This window comes from Ruegeria sp. AH7, assembly GCF_056541325.1.
The window spans coordinates 556,644-571,211 of sequence record NZ_JBQFYF010000002.1; the positions used below are offsets into that span (position 1 = coordinate 556,644).

Below are 14,568 nucleotides of genomic sequence, written 5' to 3' on the forward strand. Positions count from 1 at the left end.
CAGATGTTTGATCTGGGCTGGACCGAGCTTCTGGTCATCGGCATCGTTGCGCTGATCGTTGTAGGTCCCAAGGACCTGCCCGTGTTGTTTCGCAATGTTGGCCGCTGGGTTGGCAAGGCCCGCGGTATGGCGCGCGAGTTCAGCAGTGCGATGAACGAAGCTGCGGACCAGGCAGGCGTGAACGAGATCAAAAAGGGTTTGAATGCGGCCGCCAATCCGGTGAATACCGCAATGGATGGCGTGAAACAGGCGGCTCAGGATCTGGGTAAAAGCATCGATCCCACCAAGTTCGATCCTGAGAGCGAGACGGGCAAGTTGGCCGCTGAACGGGCCGAACAAGCCAAGAAGATTCAGGCAACAAGCGCGCGCGCGACGGCCGAGCGCAAAGCCAAAGAAGCCGCAGATGCTTTGGCCAAGGCCGAAGAGGCCGAAGCCGCGCTGAAGACTGAAAGCAAGACATGAGCAAGACCGATGAAATCGAAGACAGCTCGGCCCCATTGATCGAACATTTGGCCGAGCTACGCACGCGTCTGATCCACTGCGTTGTGGCGTTTCTGATCGGTATGATCATTTGCTTCACCGTGGCCACGCCGATCTTCAATTTCCTGACGCACCCGTTGTGCGAGGTGCTGAATGAGCGGGGACAGGATTGCGGGCTGATTTTTATCTCGCCGCAAGAAGGCTTCTTTGTTGCCATCAAGGTTTCGCTGTTGGGTGGGTTCATCCTGGCCTTTCCCTATATCGGTATGCAGATGTGGCGGTTCGTTGCCCCTGGGCTCTACCGAACCGAAAAGAACGCGTTTTTGCCGTTCATGATCACTTCGCCGTTCATGTTCCTGTTGGGCGCGAGCTTTGCTTTTTATGTCGTCACACCCTTGGCGTATGATTTCTTTCTAGGCTTCCAGCAGTTCGGAGCCGAGGGCGAGGCGGTAACCGATGGAGCGACAGCCGCACCGCTCAGCGTGGTGTTCCAGGGCTCGGCGCAGGAATACCTGAACCTGACGATCAAGTTCATCGTGGCCTTCGGTCTCTGCTTCCAGCTGCCCGTATTACTGACCTTGATGGGTAAAGCCGGATTGGTCAGCGCCGAAGGGCTTGGTTCCGTCCGCAAATACGCCGTCGTCGCAATCTTGGTACTCGCGGCGCTGGTCACGCCTCCCGATGTGATCACTCAGGTCATCCTGTTCGTCGTGGTCTATGGCCTCTACGAGATATCGATCTTCCTTGTCGCCCGTGTCGAGAAGAAGCGCGAAGAACAGCTGCGCGCCGATGGTTACTATGATGACGAGGCTGATGCGGATGAGGAGATCATTCAGGAGGAAGAGGGCAAGTAACCCGCTCTGAAGACAAAGATAGGCGCGTCGGGTTCGGCGCGCCTTTTTCGTTTGAGGCCCTTGTTGCATCGCTCGGATCATGGTTTGACAGCGCCACACCAAGATCCGGAGGCCCCGATGGATGACCAAGCCCTGAACCGTATCGCCGACGCACTGGACCGCATGGCCCCTGCGCCTTTGGCTGCCCCGGATTTCAACGCGGCCCCCGCCTTTGTCTGGCATGTCGGCCCGGATCGGTTAGAGCCTGTCAGACAGGTCAACCGGGTCGATCTGAACCTGCTGGTAGGTATCAACCGCTCCCGCGATACGTTGTTGGACAATACCCGTCGCTTTGCTGAAGGCTTCAAAGCCAATAACGCTCTGCTCTGGGGCGCGCGCGGGATGGGGAAATCCAGTCTGGTGAAGGCCGTGCACGGCACGCTTCAGGATGATCACCCAGACCTGAAACTGGTCGAGCTGCAGCGTGAAGACATGGGCTCGGTCGCGCGCCTGCTGAATCACCTGCGCGCGGCGCCGCATCGGTTCATCCTGTTCTGCGATGACCTGTCGTTCAGCCACGATGACCAGCACTATAAGTCCCTCAAGGCCGTGCTGGATGGCGGCATCGAAGGCAGACCTGAAAACGTAGTGTTCTACGCCACCTCAAACCGCCGCCACTTGATGCCGCGGGATATGATTGAAAACGAACGTTCCAGCGCCATTAACCCGTCGGAAGCAGTCGAAGAAAAGGTCTCCCTTTCTGACCGGTTCGGTCTGTGGTTGGGCTTCCACCCGTGCGATCAGGATGAATACCTGGCCATGATCGACCGCTACTGCGGTGCCTACGGGGTTTCAGTCGATCCGGAAACCTTGCGTGCCGAAGCCATTGAATGGCAGGCCACCCGAGGCGCGCGCTCGGGCCGCGTAGCCTGGCAATTCTTCGTCGATCTGGCAGGGCGCAACGGCGTTCATATCGCCTGATCCCAGCTTCATCTGGCTAAAAATATCGCCGCCGGAGGCATGGCCCAAAGGGGCCATTTTCTTAAAGCAGCGCCACAATCCGCGCAGCCTCATCCGAGGTGCTGGTCAACACATCCCGATCTTCACCGGGATGAAACCGCGCGCGTACGGCGGTGGCCATCGGCGCGGGTTCCACGATCGAAACGCGCGGCCCGGTGCGTTCGGTCTCGACCTGCCAACTGCGGGCCAAAGCCATTTGCGCGGCTTTGGTGGCCCCATAGATGCCATAGAACTTCTCACCCGCTTTGGGGTCGTCAAAGAACACCGCATGACCCGCCTCGCCCAGCAAAGGCGTCACATAGGGGATCAGGACCGAAGTGGCATTGGCGTTTGTGTTCATCGCCTTGGCCCATTCTTTCGGGTCGACAAAATGCGCGGGTGTCAGGGCCGAGCTATGGACGGCTGTGTGCAGCCACAGATCCACTTTGCCCCAGCGATCATGTATTCCCCGGCATAGGGTGGCCATGGCATTGGGATCAGTGATGTCCATCGGGGCCAGGGTTGCAGATCCGCCCTTGGCCTTGATCCGATCGTCCAGCTCTTCCAGCCCGCCTGTCGTACGGGCAACAGCGACGATGTGATATTCGGGGGCCAGCGCCTCGGCCAGGGCTGCGCCCAGCCCGCGTGAGGCCCCGGTGATGAGGGCGATTTTGGTCTGATCGGTCATGGCTGCGGTTTGGACCCCATCGTGCAGGCCGTCAAGAGGCGTCAGCCCCCAGGGATCGCGATCCGCCGGGTCTGGCCGCTTTGTCGCAGCATCACACCGTGCTCGTCTATCGCCACGATGGTGCCCGATCCAAGGCGGCTGCCGGTTTTCACCTCTTTAACGCGACCAGAAGACATTCGCATCAGCGCGCGCAATTCCGCCTTGGGACCAAAAACCCCAAGCACAGACACAGAGTTTTTCTTGAGCGCGCCTTTTTGCGTTGCCGCGCCTTTGACGGTGACATTGGACATAAGCTGCGGTCGGGCAGGGCCCAAACCCCTTTGGTGAGTGGTAGCAGCGGGTTGGTTAACAAAGGCCAGAAAGGAACAAAAGACTGCCGCAACGTCGCATGGCCTGACATGAAACTCAGGGTTCGCGAAGTCTTTGCATTCGCTACGATTTCGCGATCACGTCCGTGCGTCACGTTTTCATGAATGATAGCGAGCTGGCGAAAAACGCGAAACGCGATGTCTCAACCAACCCATCTGATTCGAAGCGTCGGGTTAGCCTGAGGCCAGTTTGGCCCCGTTCCACGATCCGCCCACAACCTCCATATCCTCGCGCTTCTTACTGACACGGCTGCTGTTTTCCAGACTGTCGAGGTAATCATCACTGACGCTGCCGGTGATGTAATCGCCGTTGAAGCACGAGCAATCGAAGGCCTCGATCTCGGGGTTGCCTTCCTTGGCGGCCCAAACCAGATCATCAAGATGCTGGTAGAACAGAGCATCTGCGCCCAACTCTTCGCGAATCTCTTCGATCTCTTTGCCGTTGGCGATCAGCTCATGTTTTGTGGGCATATCGATGCCGTAGACATTGGGGTATTTGACCGGAGGAGACGCGCTGGCGATATAGACTTTCTTGGCACCGGCCTCACGACACATCTGTACGATCTTCTTGATCGTATTGCCGCGCACGATTGAATCGTCGATCAGCAGAACATTGTGGTCTTTGAATTCCAGCGGTATGGCATTTAGCTTGCGGCGCACGGATTTCTGTCGCTCTTCCTGACCCGGCATGATGAAGGTGCGGCCGACATAACGGTTTTTGACCAGACCCTCGCGATAAGGGATGCCGGTGATTTTCGCGGCCTCAAGCGCCACAGGGCGGGCGCTGTCCGGTACTGGAATGATCCGATCAATATCCAGCCCCGAGTCCTGAATTTGCTTGGCTAATGTCTGACCCATGCGCATCTGGGTTTTGTAGACGGATACTCCATCCAGCAGCGAATCCGGGCGGGCCAGATAGACATATTCGAAGATACAGGGCGTCAGCTTGCCCTCGACCGCCTGGAATTCATGCATGTTGCCATCCAGATCGATCAGGATCGCCTCACCGGCGCGCAGATCGCGCAGCTTGTCGAACCCGTTGATGCCAAAGGCTACATCCTCGGACGCAAAGGCGTAGTCATTGCCGCCGCCTTCGGTCTCACGAACGGCGACAGACAACGGGCGGATACCGTATGGATCACGGAAGGCCAACATCCCGACTCCAGCAATCAGGCAGATGACGGAATAGGCACCCTGCACCCGCTCCATCGTCATCTTCACGCCCGCGAAGATGTTGCGGATGGGTTCGACATTGCCGTTGACCTTGATCGCATCGGCCACCTTGTCAGCCAGCACGTTCAGCAGAATCTCGGAATCCGACGTGGTGCGCAGGTGGCGGCTGTATTTGCCTGTCACCTTCTCACGCTGCTCGGCGGTGTTGGTGATGTTGCCATTATGGACCAGATAGATCCCGTAAGGCGCGTTCACGAAGAAGGGCTGCGCCTCAGCCGCGCTGAGTGAACCGGCGGTTGGATAACGTACATGCCCCATGCCGACTTTACCCAGTAGGGTTTCAGCATCCGTGGCGTTGAAGACATCCTTGACCAGACCGTTGGCCTTTTTCTCGCGGAAGAATTCACCGTTATATGTGACGATCCCCGAGGCATCCTGGCCCCGGTGTTGCAGCATCAGCAAGCCATCATAAATTTCCGCAAACACATCATGTGTCCGGCTTGCGATCCCCAAAATCCCACACATGTACGGGCTCCAATTCCTATGGCGTTGTGACGAGAGGTTTGACCGACTGTCGGGATCGATAAGGGGATGCTACCTGCATCTTGCGCGCGATTGTCTGTGTTTCATAAGCCAAATGGCCAATCATCGATGCGACGCACGCAGATGAAAACACAAAGAACAAGACCGGCAGCTCCGATTCCGTGGCGGGTTGGCCCTCACATACTGCCTTAGGACGCCCCTGTCATCAAAGGATCACAATTACACAATGCCGCAGGTGAGATTTGTGCTGTCTCGACCGCGCAGCAAGTCTGATGACATATGAATGCAATTATGATGACATGATGGAAACCGGATTAAAACACGCATGTTGAGCGGAAAAGGGGGCGTGATGTGGCAGAACAGGCCGCCGCCTAAGAAAGAAGAAATACCCAAGCGGCGGTGCCACCGGTGTCGCGGTATGGGGCGTGCACCTTGCCAGATTTGCAATGGCGCCGGACAGGTCGTCAAAGGCCGCGATATTCATGGCAAACCGATTTTCGGCCGGTGTGAAGGGTGTTTCGGACTAAAAACGATCCGATGCACCGTGTGTGGTGGGGAAGGATTTATCTAGTCCATGAAAAAAGCCCGGACGATGCCGGGCTTCCTTAGATGCGGGTCTATTCGTAATCAGTTGCCAGTGCTTTCCGCAGCAGGCGCGGCTGCATTCGAGGTGCAGCTACCGACAAGCTCTTCATACTGTGCGGTCACCCAGCCCAAGGCTGCTTCGGGGTTCTGCTCTTCGATCTGCGTGCTGAACTGTTCGAACACTTTGGCCGAGCGGCTTTCGTCCACGATGGTGTAAGACTGGCCGGTCATGACCGTGTCGTAGACAAAGAAGGCGATGGCGACCAACAGAATGCCACGTGCGATGCCGAAGAAGAAACCAAGCGCTTGATCCAGACCACCCAGAGCCGAACGCTGAACCAGCGACGAAAACAGGGGTGTGAAGATGCTGACCACGATCAGCGCGATGGCGAACACAGCGGCAAAACCCGTGATCACCGACAATTCACAGCTGTCACGCAGGAAATCTCCGACAACCGGGATTTCTTTGACCAGTGGCACAGCCTGCGGCGCAAAGATGAAAGCCAGGACCGCCGCTGCGACCCAGCCCGCGATGGCCAGAACCTCGCGCATGAACCCGCGCGAATAGGCCAGCAGACCTGACAGCACGATGATCAGGGCCACAACCCCGTCAATTATTGTAAAACCTTCCATGGCCCTCGCCTGTTCTTTTTCTGCCCCTCGCGGCGCGACTTTAACCTGCTCCGAAGGTTTCGCCAACAAACCCAACCAAATCAGAGGGTCGGGTGAGTGTCAGACCTGCCACAGTGCCGGTTTTGCCACCTGCCGGAGCAATCGCCGATGTGAAACCAAGTTTTTGGGCTTCTTTCAACCTATTTTCGGTCTGCGGGGCCGGTCTAAGTGCCCCGGATAACGAGATTTCTCCGAAAACAACGGTGTCAGCGGGCAGGGCTGTATCTTCTCGCGCACTCAGCAGGGCTGCGGCTACCGCCAGATCGGCGGCGGGTTCACTGACCTTGAGCCCTCCGGCGACGTTCAGATAGACGTCGAGCCCGGCAAAGGGGATGCCACAGCGCGCTTCGAGCACGGCGAGGATCATGGCAAGGCGCCCGCTGTCCCAGCCCACAACCGTGCGGCGGGGTTGGGAGTGAGGGGAGGGTGCCACGAGCGCCTGAAGCTCAACCAATACGGGCCGTGTGCCTTCGATCCCGGCAAAAACAGCCGATCCAGGGCTGGGTTCGCCGCGTTCCGACAGGAACAGGGCCGAGGGGTTGGTGACTTGCGCCAGACCTTTGCCGGTCATTTCAAATACGCCGATCTCATCAGCTGGGCCAAAGCGGTTTTTGACCGCGCGCAGGATGCGGAACTGGTGGCCGCGCTCGCCTTCGAAATAGAGCACGGTGTCGACCATGTGTTCGACAACGCGCGGCCCTGCGATCTGACCTTCTTTGGTGACATGGCCGACCATAACGATCGAAACCCCGTGTCGTTTCGCAAACGTGGTCAATTCATGCGCTGCGGCCCGGACTTGTGACACCGAACCCGGTGCGCTGTCCACGTTGTCGGCCCACATGGTCTGAATCGAGTCGATGATGGCGAGGCCGGGCTTTTCGGTTTCCAACGTTGTCAGGATATCGCGCAAGTTGGTTTCCGCGGCCAGTTGAACAGGCGCATCTTCCAGCCCCAATCGCCGTGCGCGCATGCGGACCTGCGCGCTGGCTTCCTCGCCCGAGACATAGATCGTTTTGACGCCTGCACGGGCAAAGCGCGCAGCGGCCTGCAACAACAGGGTGGATTTTCCGATACCGGGATCGCCGCCCACCAACAGGGCCGAGGCAGGAACCAGACCGCCGCCCAAGACGCGGTCCAACTCATCCACCCCGCTGAGTGTTCGGGGTGGCGGTGTCTCCTCGGTCGACAGGTCCGTGAGCGTGACAGACTGTCCCCGCTTGCCGCCGAGGGATTTCTTGGCCGGGCCAGATGAAAGCGGCACGTCCTGGGTGATGGTATTCCATTCCCCACAGCCATCGCAACGCCCGGACCATTTGGTGAAGCTCGCACCGCAGGCCGAGCAAGAGAAGGTTGGTTTTGCCATTCCGCTTTGGTGCCCGAGGATGGGCGGTTCTTCAAGCCCTTGCGGGCTTTCATCTCCGCCGGTGGCGCGCTGCGGGTTCGGGCCCCGCGGGCCGTCACCCACAGCGGGCGCATGCGCGCCGGGCCTTAAGGAGAGGTTTGGGTCTTTGCCTGACGTTCGGTCAGCAGGCCCAAGACGAGCGAGGCGAGGATGCAGAGCGTGAAGAGGTAGAGGCCCCAGGCGGTCTCAATCGTGGCGTAAGAGATGCCTTTGGCCAGCGTGATATAGAGCGCGATCAGGAAGATATCGGCCATCGCCAGCTTACCGAGGACGTTGAGCGCAGGTTGGACGCGGGCGTCGAGCAGGTTCCACTGAATCAGCGCGGTGCCGATGGTTTTGATATACGGGGCGAAGAGGGCGAAGATGGTGACAATCAGTGCGAGGAAGACGTCGGATTTCCACAAGGACTGAAGGCCGGTGATGACGCTGATCTCGCTGAGGCCGAAAATTGGAAGCAAGCCGGCGCGCATCAGCGGGGCGAACCAAGCGATGGGGTAGAGGATCAGGAGAGAGAGGGTGGCGAGGCGGAGGGTCATTCTAAGCCTGGAATATGGGTAGTTTATGAACCAAGAGAAGCAACATGATTAGAGAAAGCGCAACGGCAAAAATAGCGATATTGCAACGCAATTTGTTTGAGACTTTGGAAAGAAGACTCCGGTGCAACGATGCAAATCCTGCAAAAAAAGCGACCGATGCTATGGCTTTCGATAGCCACTCGATCCCGGGAACTGCGAGATCCGCAACGTAAGCTAAAAGTGCACCGAGTAGGCAGATTGCTGCGGTTCGATAGAGTGACTTTTGGAATAAAAATCCTTCACGGAATCTGTCCGCCACGATCCAAGTTAACAAAACAGAAATGCAGTAGAGAGCTGGAATTATTGAGAAATCGATGATCACCGGGCCAAGTTTCACCGAACCGCCTCAATCGGCCCTTCCGCGCTGCCGCTGATGAATTGCTCCATATACGGATCGCCCGAGGTATCCATCTGACCCACCGGACCGGTCCACTGGATCACACCGCCATGCAGCATCGCCACATTGTCGGCAATCGCGCGGACAGAGCTCATGTCGTGGGTGATGGTCATGGCGGTTGCCCCCATCTCGGTCACGATTTCGCGGATCAGGTCGTTGATGACGCCGGACATGATCGGGTCCAAGCCGGTGGTGGGCTCGTCAAAAAAGATGATCTCGGGCTCGGCGGCGATGGCACGGGCGAGGCCGACGCGTTTTTGCATGCCGCCTGACAGTTCGGCGGGCAGACGGTCGGCCACGTCGGGTTTCAGGCCCACGCGGCGCAGTTTCTCGATGGCAATCTCTCGCGCCTCATCCACCGGGCGTTTTAGTGAACCGCGCAGCAAGCGGAAGGCGACGTTTTGCCAGACGGGCAGGGAGTCAAAGAGCGCCGCGCCCTGAAACAGCATGCCGAACCGTGCCAGAAACGCATCTCGGTCGCCCTTGGTGGCGTCTTTGTCGTCCACATAGATCATGCCGCTGTCGGGCTGGATCAGGCCCAGAATGCATTTCAGCGCCACCGACTTGCCGGTGCCCGAGCCGCCGATGATGACCATCGAGGTGCCTTTGGGGATCTCAAGGTCCATGCCTTGCAAGACGCGGTTGTCGCCAAAGGCTTTATGTACGTTCTCCATCCGGATCATAGCGAGAAGAACACCCCTGTGAGTACGAAATTGGCGGCCAGGATCAGCACGGCTGCGGCCTCGACCGAGCCTTTGGTGGCGCGGCCCACGCCCTGCGCGCCACGACCCGAGGACATGCCGTAATAGCAGCCCATGATGGCGGCGATCATGCCAAAGGCGGCCCCTTTGACCAGGGACGAGACGATGTCGCGGGCCTCAAGAAAATCCACGGTGTTTTTGAGATAGGCCGCCGGGTTGAAGCCCAGATTTTGCGTGGCAACGGTGTAGCCGCCCATGATGCCGATGATATCCCCAACCGCGACCAAGGCAGGCACGGTTATCAGCGCCGCCAGCACGCGCGGGGCGGTCAGGTATTTCATCGGGTGGGTGGACAGGGTGACCAGCGCGTCAATCTGTTCTGTCACTTTCATCGTCGCGATCTCAGCCGCGATGGAGGAGGTTACACGGGCGGCGATCATCAGGCCGACCAGCACGGGCCCAAGCTCTCGCACCATGCCGATGGCAACGATCTGGGGCACTACAGCTTCGGCATTGAAACGCGCGCCGCCGGCGTAGATTTGCAAGGCCAGCGCGCCGCCGGTGAAGATCGCGGTCAGGCCGACCACGGGCAGGGACAGCCAACCTATATTCAACAGCGCCATGGCGAATTCACGCGGGTAGAACGGAGGGCGGAAGATATGAGAGATTGCGTCCAGCGCAAACAGTGCCACGCGTCCAAACGCGGCCAGCACGGTCAGGACAGCGCGACCCAATCCGCTGAGCAGTAAGACAGGGTTCATTCCACATAACCCCGCGAATACCGGCGACCCATCGAGGTCAGGATTTCATAGCCAATTGTGCCCGCTGCCTCGGCCAGATCATCCACCGTTTGATGCCCGTTCAGAATGCGCAAGCGTTCCGGGCCCTCAGGCAGGTCGGTGACATCGACCGTGATCAGGTCCATTGAGATGCGTCCCACGACGGGACAGGGCTGATCGCCCGCAAATGTGTCGATCCCGCCACCGATGGCGCGGTGCAGGCCATCCGCATAGCCCGCTGCAACCGTTGCGATGCGCGACGGGCGTCGGGCGGTCCAGCTGTTGCCGTAGCCAACGGTTTCGCCAACCTCAAGCGCGCGCACCTGGATCACCGGCAGATCGACCGTGACAACCGGTTTGGCCCCGGCAAAGGGCATCCCGCCGTATAGGCCGATCCCTGGACGGCAGAAGTCAAAGTGAAACTCTGGCCCCAGAAGCGTGCCACCGGTGGCCGCCAGCGAGCGCGGCGCGGTTATGCCATCAGTCATTTCCCGGAAGGTCTTCAGCTGTTGCTGGTTCATCGGATGATCGGGTTCGTCCGAACACGCCAGATGAGACATCACGACAACCGGGTTCAGCACCTCGACCTTTGGGCGCAGATCGGCCCAATCGGCCGGTTCAAGACCCAAGCGGTTCATGCCGCTGTCCAGCTGAATGCCAAAGGGATGATCTGGTAGCGCCTGCATATGGCGCTGGAACTGCTGGGGTGAGTTGATCAGGGGCGTCAGGTCATGGGCACGCAGCAGGTCCGCATCCCCCTCCATATGGCCGGAAAACACACAGATCAGCGGCCCCGGCCCAATGGCCTGACGCACGGCTGCGCCTTCTTCGGCCACCGCGACGAAGAACTTGCGCACGCCTTCTTCGGCCAATGCACTGCTGACCGGCCCAGCGCCCAGCCCATAGCCATCGGCCTTGACCACGGCGGCGGTTTCAACATCGGTCTGTGCATCCAGTGCCCGCCAGTTGCTGGCAAGGGCTTGAAGATTGATTGTCAGTCGTGCGGTACTCATGGCGTTGTTCATGACATTGCGCCGTATAAGGTCAAGAGGGAATGACGCTTTTGCGACGCCGTTTCAGCGTTGTATGCGCGGCAACCGGCGAAATTTGCCAAGTTCTTGTGAATTCTGGCAGTTTGTTGCTGTGATCATGGTATGTGAGATCGCGAAGGCGCGCTGCTTTGTTCAGGTGCGGCCTTCCAGTTTTTAGCGGCAAAGCAGATGCAATGCCCGGAGGGGATCATGGAGTTTTCGAACGGTAAAGGATCAGATGTTCAGGCTGTGGTCGATCTGTTTCAGGACGTCTTTTCAGCCTCGGAGGGCGCTGATGAAGGTGCGCTGATCGGCGCGTTTGTGCAAGATTTGCTGAGCAGGACGCCTGAGGCAGATGTGATGCTTTCCACCGCGTATCAAGACATGGAACTGGTGGGCGCTGTTGCGTTTTCCAGGATCACCTATCCGCAAGACAGCCGAGATGTCTTTATCCTGTCACCGATGGCGGTGCGAACGGACCGGCAGAAATCGGGGATCGGGCAGGCTTTGATCACATACGGGCTGGACCAGCTGCGAAACTTCGGTGTCGATGTGGTGCTGACCTATGGCGATCCGAACTACTATTGCAAAACCGGGTTTCTAGCCATTTCAGAAGAGATCGCGCAGCCGCCTCTGAGGCTCAGCTATCCGCATGGTTGGCTGGGGCAATCTCTGGACGGGCGCGAACTGACCCCGCTAAAGGGGCCATCGCATTGCGTTGCGGCGCTGAACAATCCTGCCTTGTGGTAGGGGTCAGTAGCCCTCGATCTCGCCGCCCTGTTGCCAGGGTTTGATCAGATTGCCAAAACGGGTGAACTGGGCCTCGAACGACAGCTCGACCGTGCCAATGGGGCCGTGGCGTTGCTTGCCGACGATCACTTCGGCCTTGCCATGCAGGCGTTCCATGGCTTGCTTCCACTCTTCCATCTTGTCCAGCTCATGATCGCCGGGCTTTTCGCGTTCCTTGTAGTATTCCTCTCGGAACACGAACATCACCACATCCGCATCCTGTTCGATCGAGCCCGATTCCCGCAGGTCGGACAGTTGCGGGCGTTTATCATCACGGTTTTCAACCTGACGCGACAGCTGGGACAGGGCGATCACCGGGATGTTCAGCTCCTTGGCAATCGCCTTCATGCCCATCGAAATCTCAGCGATTTCGTTGACACGGTTGTCCGACATGCCCCGGCACAGCTGCAGATAGTCGATCACCAACAGGTCCAGCCCATGGGTCCGTTTCAGCCGACGTGCGCGGGCAGCAAGCTGCGCGATAGGCAGGGCCGGGGTGTCGTCGATGAACAGCGGGCAGGCTTCCAGTTCCTTGGCGGCATCCACGAAGCGCCGGAACTCGGCCTCGGTCATGTCGCCCTGACGGATCTTGTGGCTGGAAATCTCCGAAGCTTCGGCCAGAACTCGGCCTGCCAACTGTTCGGCACTCATTTCAAGCGAAAAGAACCCCACGACGCCGCCGTCAATCGCGCCTTCGCTGCCATCAGGCTTGGTGCCGCGTTTATAGGCCTTCGCCACGTTGAACGCCACGTTGGTCGCAAGCGAGGTTTTACCCATAGAGGGACGGCCGGCAAGAATGATCAGGTCCGATGGATGCAAGCCACCCAGCTGCTTATCCAGATCGGCCAGACCGGTCGAGATGCCGGCCATCCCGCCCCCACGCTGGTATGCTTCGTTGGTGACGTTGACGGCTTCGGTGACCGCCTTGAGGAAGGATTGAAAGCCCTGTTCTGTCTGGCCTTGCTCGGACAGCTGATACAGCTGCTGCTCGGCCTCGACGATTTGTTCCTTCGGTTCGCTGGACACCTCGACCCGCGCCGCCTTGTCCGAGATATCTCGACCCAACCGGATCAGCTCGCGCCGGATGGCCAGGTCATAGATCATTTGGGCATAGTCATGGACGGCAAAAGCACTGATCGAGGCCCCGGCCAGTTTGACCAGATAGGCCGGGCCACCAAGCTCTTTCAGGCCCTCATCTTCGGCCATGAAGGATTTCAGCGTGACGGGCGAGGCGAGTGCGTTCTTGGCGATGCGCGTCGCGGCGACCTCATAGATGCGCGCATGGACCGGATCATAGAAATGCTCGGCCCCGATGATCGAAGCGACGCGATCATAGAGATCATTATTGGTCAGAATCGCACCCAGTAGCTGCTGTTCGGCCTCAATGGAATGCGGCATTGTTTCGGCGTTTTGAATCTGTGCCGCTGCCTGTTCGATACTGCTGATCTCGTTCATTGCTGCTCTCACCGTCCCTTGGGACAAGGTCCATAGCTTAGCCCTGCGAGTCGGGGCAAATTGTATGTTTTCTGGGGATATGCTGTGAATATCTCCGGGCCCCATCATCTTGAAGCATGAGGGGGCTGGACGTCAACATATTGTGCGGATTAAGTCCGCGGACCTGCCACTGTTCCCGCTCAGAAAACAGATTTCGCGACGTCAGCTTTTGCGCGCGTCCTGCCAACCGCGCGGGTCATTCAGGAAGGCCTCGACGCCGCTAAGGGTCTCTTCGTCAAAGGCCTTTTGCGCCTTGGCTTCGGCCAGAACATCCCACCAGGTGCACAGCGAATGCAGCTTTACACCGTGATCGCCCAGGGTCTTTTCGGTCTCGGGGAAAATTCCGTAGTAGAAGATCACCGCGGTATGGCCACAGGTAGCGCCCGTTTCGCGGATCGCATCGACAAAGGACAGCTTTGATCCGCCATCGGTGGTCAGATCCTCGACCAGAAGCACGCGTTCCCCTTCGCTCATCGCGCCTTCGATCCGGGCGTTGCGGCCGTAGCCTTTGGGTTTCTTCCGCACATAGGTCATGGGCAGGCCCATCCGCTCGGCGACCATGGCGGCAAAGGGGATGCCGGCCGTTTCACCACCTGCGATATTGTCGAACGCCTCGAACCCGGCCTCGCGCATAACAGTAACCGTCAGGAAATCCATCAGGGTCGAGCGGATGCGCGGGTATGAGATCAGCTTGCGGCAGTCGATATAGGTGGGGCTGGGCAGGCCAGAGGCCAGCGTGAACGGCTCGCGCGCATTGAAATGCACAGCCTTGATCTCCAGCAGCATCCGCGCGGTCAGGCGGGCGATTTCGGTGCTGTCAGGAAAAGAACTGGGGATCATGGCGCAAACCTCTGGGCTGAAAGAGTGTTGCGGGCTGATAGCCTGTCCCTTGGGCCGGAGTCGAGAGGGCGGCAAAAGAAAAGCGGACCCTTGCGGGGTCCGCTTTTTGCCCTTCCGGGCAGTGCGACCAAGGTGGGCTTGGCCGCTTGGGTCTTCGGGCCGGTTACGGTCTGCTGACTGATCGAGCCCGTGTTCCGGTCACCGCGTGTATGCGACCTA

At 58.8% G+C, this 14,568-nt stretch carries 16 protein-coding genes; 4 read left to right on the forward strand and 12 right to left on the reverse strand.

Annotated elements, in window-relative coordinates:
* Positions 1–3 precede the first annotated feature (3 nt).
* The 3 genes from tatB to ACR0JX_RS07370 all read left to right on the forward strand — a co-directional run bounded on the left by tatB (position 4) and on the right by ACR0JX_RS07370 (position 2,294).
* Positions 4–462, forward strand: a complete 459-nt coding sequence (gene tatB / locus ACR0JX_RS07360; protein WP_480497793.1) for a Sec-independent protein translocase protein TatB — start codon at positions 4–6, stop codon at positions 460–462.
* Positions 459–1,334, forward strand: coding sequence for a twin-arginine translocase subunit TatC (tatC, locus tag ACR0JX_RS07365; RefSeq protein ID WP_480542702.1), 876 nt, complete (start codon positions 459–461; stop codon positions 1,332–1,334). The genes tatB and tatC overlap by 4 nt, the downstream gene beginning before the upstream one ends.
* Before the next feature lie 117 nt (positions 1,335–1,451).
* Entirely contained in the window at positions 1,452–2,294 is an 843-nt protein-coding gene (locus ACR0JX_RS07370; RefSeq protein ID WP_480542704.1) for an ATP-binding protein, read from the forward strand.
* Positions 2,295–2,355: 61 nt separating this feature from the next.
* On the opposite strand, the gene ACR0JX_RS07375 is transcribed toward ACR0JX_RS07370, so the two are convergent.
* The 10 genes from ACR0JX_RS07375 to alr form a co-directional block, all read right to left on the reverse strand.
* Entirely contained in the window at positions 2,356–3,000 is a 645-nt protein-coding gene (locus tag ACR0JX_RS07375) for an SDR family NAD(P)-dependent oxidoreductase (protein ID WP_480542706.1), read from the reverse strand.
* A gap of 41 nt (positions 3,001–3,041) precedes the next feature.
* Positions 3,042–3,290, reverse strand: a complete 249-nt coding sequence (locus tag ACR0JX_RS07380; RefSeq protein WP_480542708.1) for a hypothetical protein — start codon at positions 3,288–3,290, stop codon at positions 3,042–3,044.
* 252 nt (positions 3,291–3,542) lie between these two features.
* Entirely contained in the window at positions 3,543–5,066 is a 1,524-nt protein-coding gene (gene purF, locus ACR0JX_RS07385) for an amidophosphoribosyltransferase (RefSeq protein WP_480497799.1), read from the reverse strand.
* Positions 5,067–5,711: 645 nt separating this feature from the next.
* Complete coding sequence (locus tag ACR0JX_RS07390) at positions 5,712–6,302, reverse strand: CvpA family protein (protein WP_480542710.1); 591 nt, start codon at positions 6,300–6,302, stop codon at positions 5,712–5,714.
* 40 nt (positions 6,303–6,342) lie between these two features.
* A complete protein-coding gene (gene radA / locus ACR0JX_RS07395; RefSeq protein WP_480543009.1) occupies positions 6,343–7,704 on the reverse strand; it encodes a DNA repair protein RadA in 1,362 nt (453 codons plus the stop codon).
* Positions 7,705–7,829: 125 nt separating this feature from the next.
* The gene (locus ACR0JX_RS07400) at positions 7,830–8,279 is read right to left on the reverse strand and encodes a paraquat-inducible protein A (protein WP_480542712.1); all 450 of its coding nucleotides are present in this window, start codon (positions 8,277–8,279) and stop codon (positions 7,830–7,832) included.
* A gap of 1 nt (position 8,280) precedes the next feature.
* Entirely contained in the window at positions 8,281–8,655 is a 375-nt protein-coding gene (locus ACR0JX_RS07405; protein WP_480542714.1) for a hypothetical protein, read from the reverse strand.
* Entirely contained in the window at positions 8,652–9,398 is a 747-nt protein-coding gene (locus ACR0JX_RS07410; protein WP_480542716.1) for an ABC transporter ATP-binding protein, read from the reverse strand. The genes ACR0JX_RS07405 and ACR0JX_RS07410 overlap by 4 nt, the downstream gene beginning before the upstream one ends.
* The gene (locus ACR0JX_RS07415; RefSeq protein ID WP_480497809.1) at positions 9,395–10,177 is read right to left on the reverse strand and encodes an MlaE family ABC transporter permease; all 783 of its coding nucleotides are present in this window, start codon (positions 10,175–10,177) and stop codon (positions 9,395–9,397) included. The genes ACR0JX_RS07410 and ACR0JX_RS07415 overlap by 4 nt, the downstream gene beginning before the upstream one ends.
* Positions 10,174–11,208, reverse strand: a complete 1,035-nt coding sequence (gene alr / locus ACR0JX_RS07420; RefSeq protein ID WP_480542718.1) for an alanine racemase — start codon at positions 11,206–11,208, stop codon at positions 10,174–10,176. Before alr ends, ACR0JX_RS07415 begins: the two co-directional genes overlap by 4 nt.
* Before the next feature lie 228 nt (positions 11,209–11,436).
* On the opposite strand from alr, the gene ACR0JX_RS07425 reads away from it, so the two are divergent.
* A complete protein-coding gene (locus tag ACR0JX_RS07425) occupies positions 11,437–11,976 on the forward strand; it encodes a GNAT family N-acetyltransferase (protein ID WP_480542720.1) in 540 nt (179 codons plus the stop codon).
* A 3-nt stretch (positions 11,977–11,979) separates the two neighbouring features.
* Here ACR0JX_RS07425 and ACR0JX_RS07430 read toward each other — a convergent pair whose 3' ends face one another.
* Positions 11,980–13,470, reverse strand: a complete 1,491-nt coding sequence (locus tag ACR0JX_RS07430; RefSeq protein ID WP_480542722.1) for a replicative DNA helicase — start codon at positions 13,468–13,470, stop codon at positions 11,980–11,982.
* A gap of 201 nt (positions 13,471–13,671) precedes the next feature.
* Entirely contained in the window at positions 13,672–14,349 is a 678-nt protein-coding gene (locus ACR0JX_RS07435; protein WP_480542724.1) for an orotate phosphoribosyltransferase, read from the reverse strand.
* Between the last annotated feature and the right edge of the window lie 219 nt (positions 14,350–14,568).

Bases quoted from the DNA above. Each gene is read 5' to 3' on its own strand.
- tatB (WP_480497793.1), top strand. From the start codon at position 4: ATGTTTGATCTGGGCTGGACCGAGCTTCTGGTCATCGGCATCGTTGCG.
- tatC (WP_480542702.1), top strand. From the start codon at position 459: ATGAGCAAGACCGATGAAATCGAAGACAGCTCGGCCCCATTGATCGAA.
- ACR0JX_RS07370 (WP_480542704.1), top strand. From the start codon at position 1,452: ATGGATGACCAAGCCCTGAACCGTATCGCCGACGCACTGGACCGCATG.
- ACR0JX_RS07375 (WP_480542706.1), bottom strand. From the start codon at position 3,000: ATGACCGATCAGACCAAAATCGCCCTCATCACCGGGGCCTCACGCGGG.
- ACR0JX_RS07380 (WP_480542708.1), bottom strand. From the start codon at position 3,290: ATGTCCAATGTCACCGTCAAAGGCGCGGCAACGCAAAAAGGCGCGCTC.
- purF (WP_480497799.1), bottom strand. From the start codon at position 5,066: ATGTGTGGGATTTTGGGGATCGCAAGCCGGACACATGATGTGTTTGCG.
- ACR0JX_RS07390 (WP_480542710.1), bottom strand. From the start codon at position 6,302: ATGGAAGGTTTTACAATAATTGACGGGGTTGTGGCCCTGATCATCGTG.
- radA (WP_480543009.1), bottom strand. From the start codon at position 7,704: ATGGCAAAACCAACCTTCTCTTGCTCGGCCTGCGGTGCGAGCTTCACC.
- ACR0JX_RS07400 (WP_480542712.1), bottom strand. From the start codon at position 8,279: ATGACCCTCCGCCTCGCCACCCTCTCTCTCCTGATCCTCTACCCCATC.
- ACR0JX_RS07410 (WP_480542716.1), bottom strand. From the start codon at position 9,398: ATGATCCGGATGGAGAACGTACATAAAGCCTTTGGCGACAACCGCGTC.
- ACR0JX_RS07415 (WP_480497809.1), bottom strand. From the start codon at position 10,177: ATGAACCCTGTCTTACTGCTCAGCGGATTGGGTCGCGCTGTCCTGACC.
- alr (WP_480542718.1), bottom strand. From the start codon at position 11,208: ATGAGTACCGCACGACTGACAATCAATCTTCAAGCCCTTGCCAGCAAC.
- ACR0JX_RS07425 (WP_480542720.1), top strand. From the start codon at position 11,437: ATGGAGTTTTCGAACGGTAAAGGATCAGATGTTCAGGCTGTGGTCGAT.
- ACR0JX_RS07430 (WP_480542722.1), bottom strand. From the start codon at position 13,470: ATGAACGAGATCAGCAGTATCGAACAGGCAGCGGCACAGATTCAAAAC.
- ACR0JX_RS07435 (WP_480542724.1), bottom strand. From the start codon at position 14,349: ATGATCCCCAGTTCTTTTCCTGACAGCACCGAAATCGCCCGCCTGACC.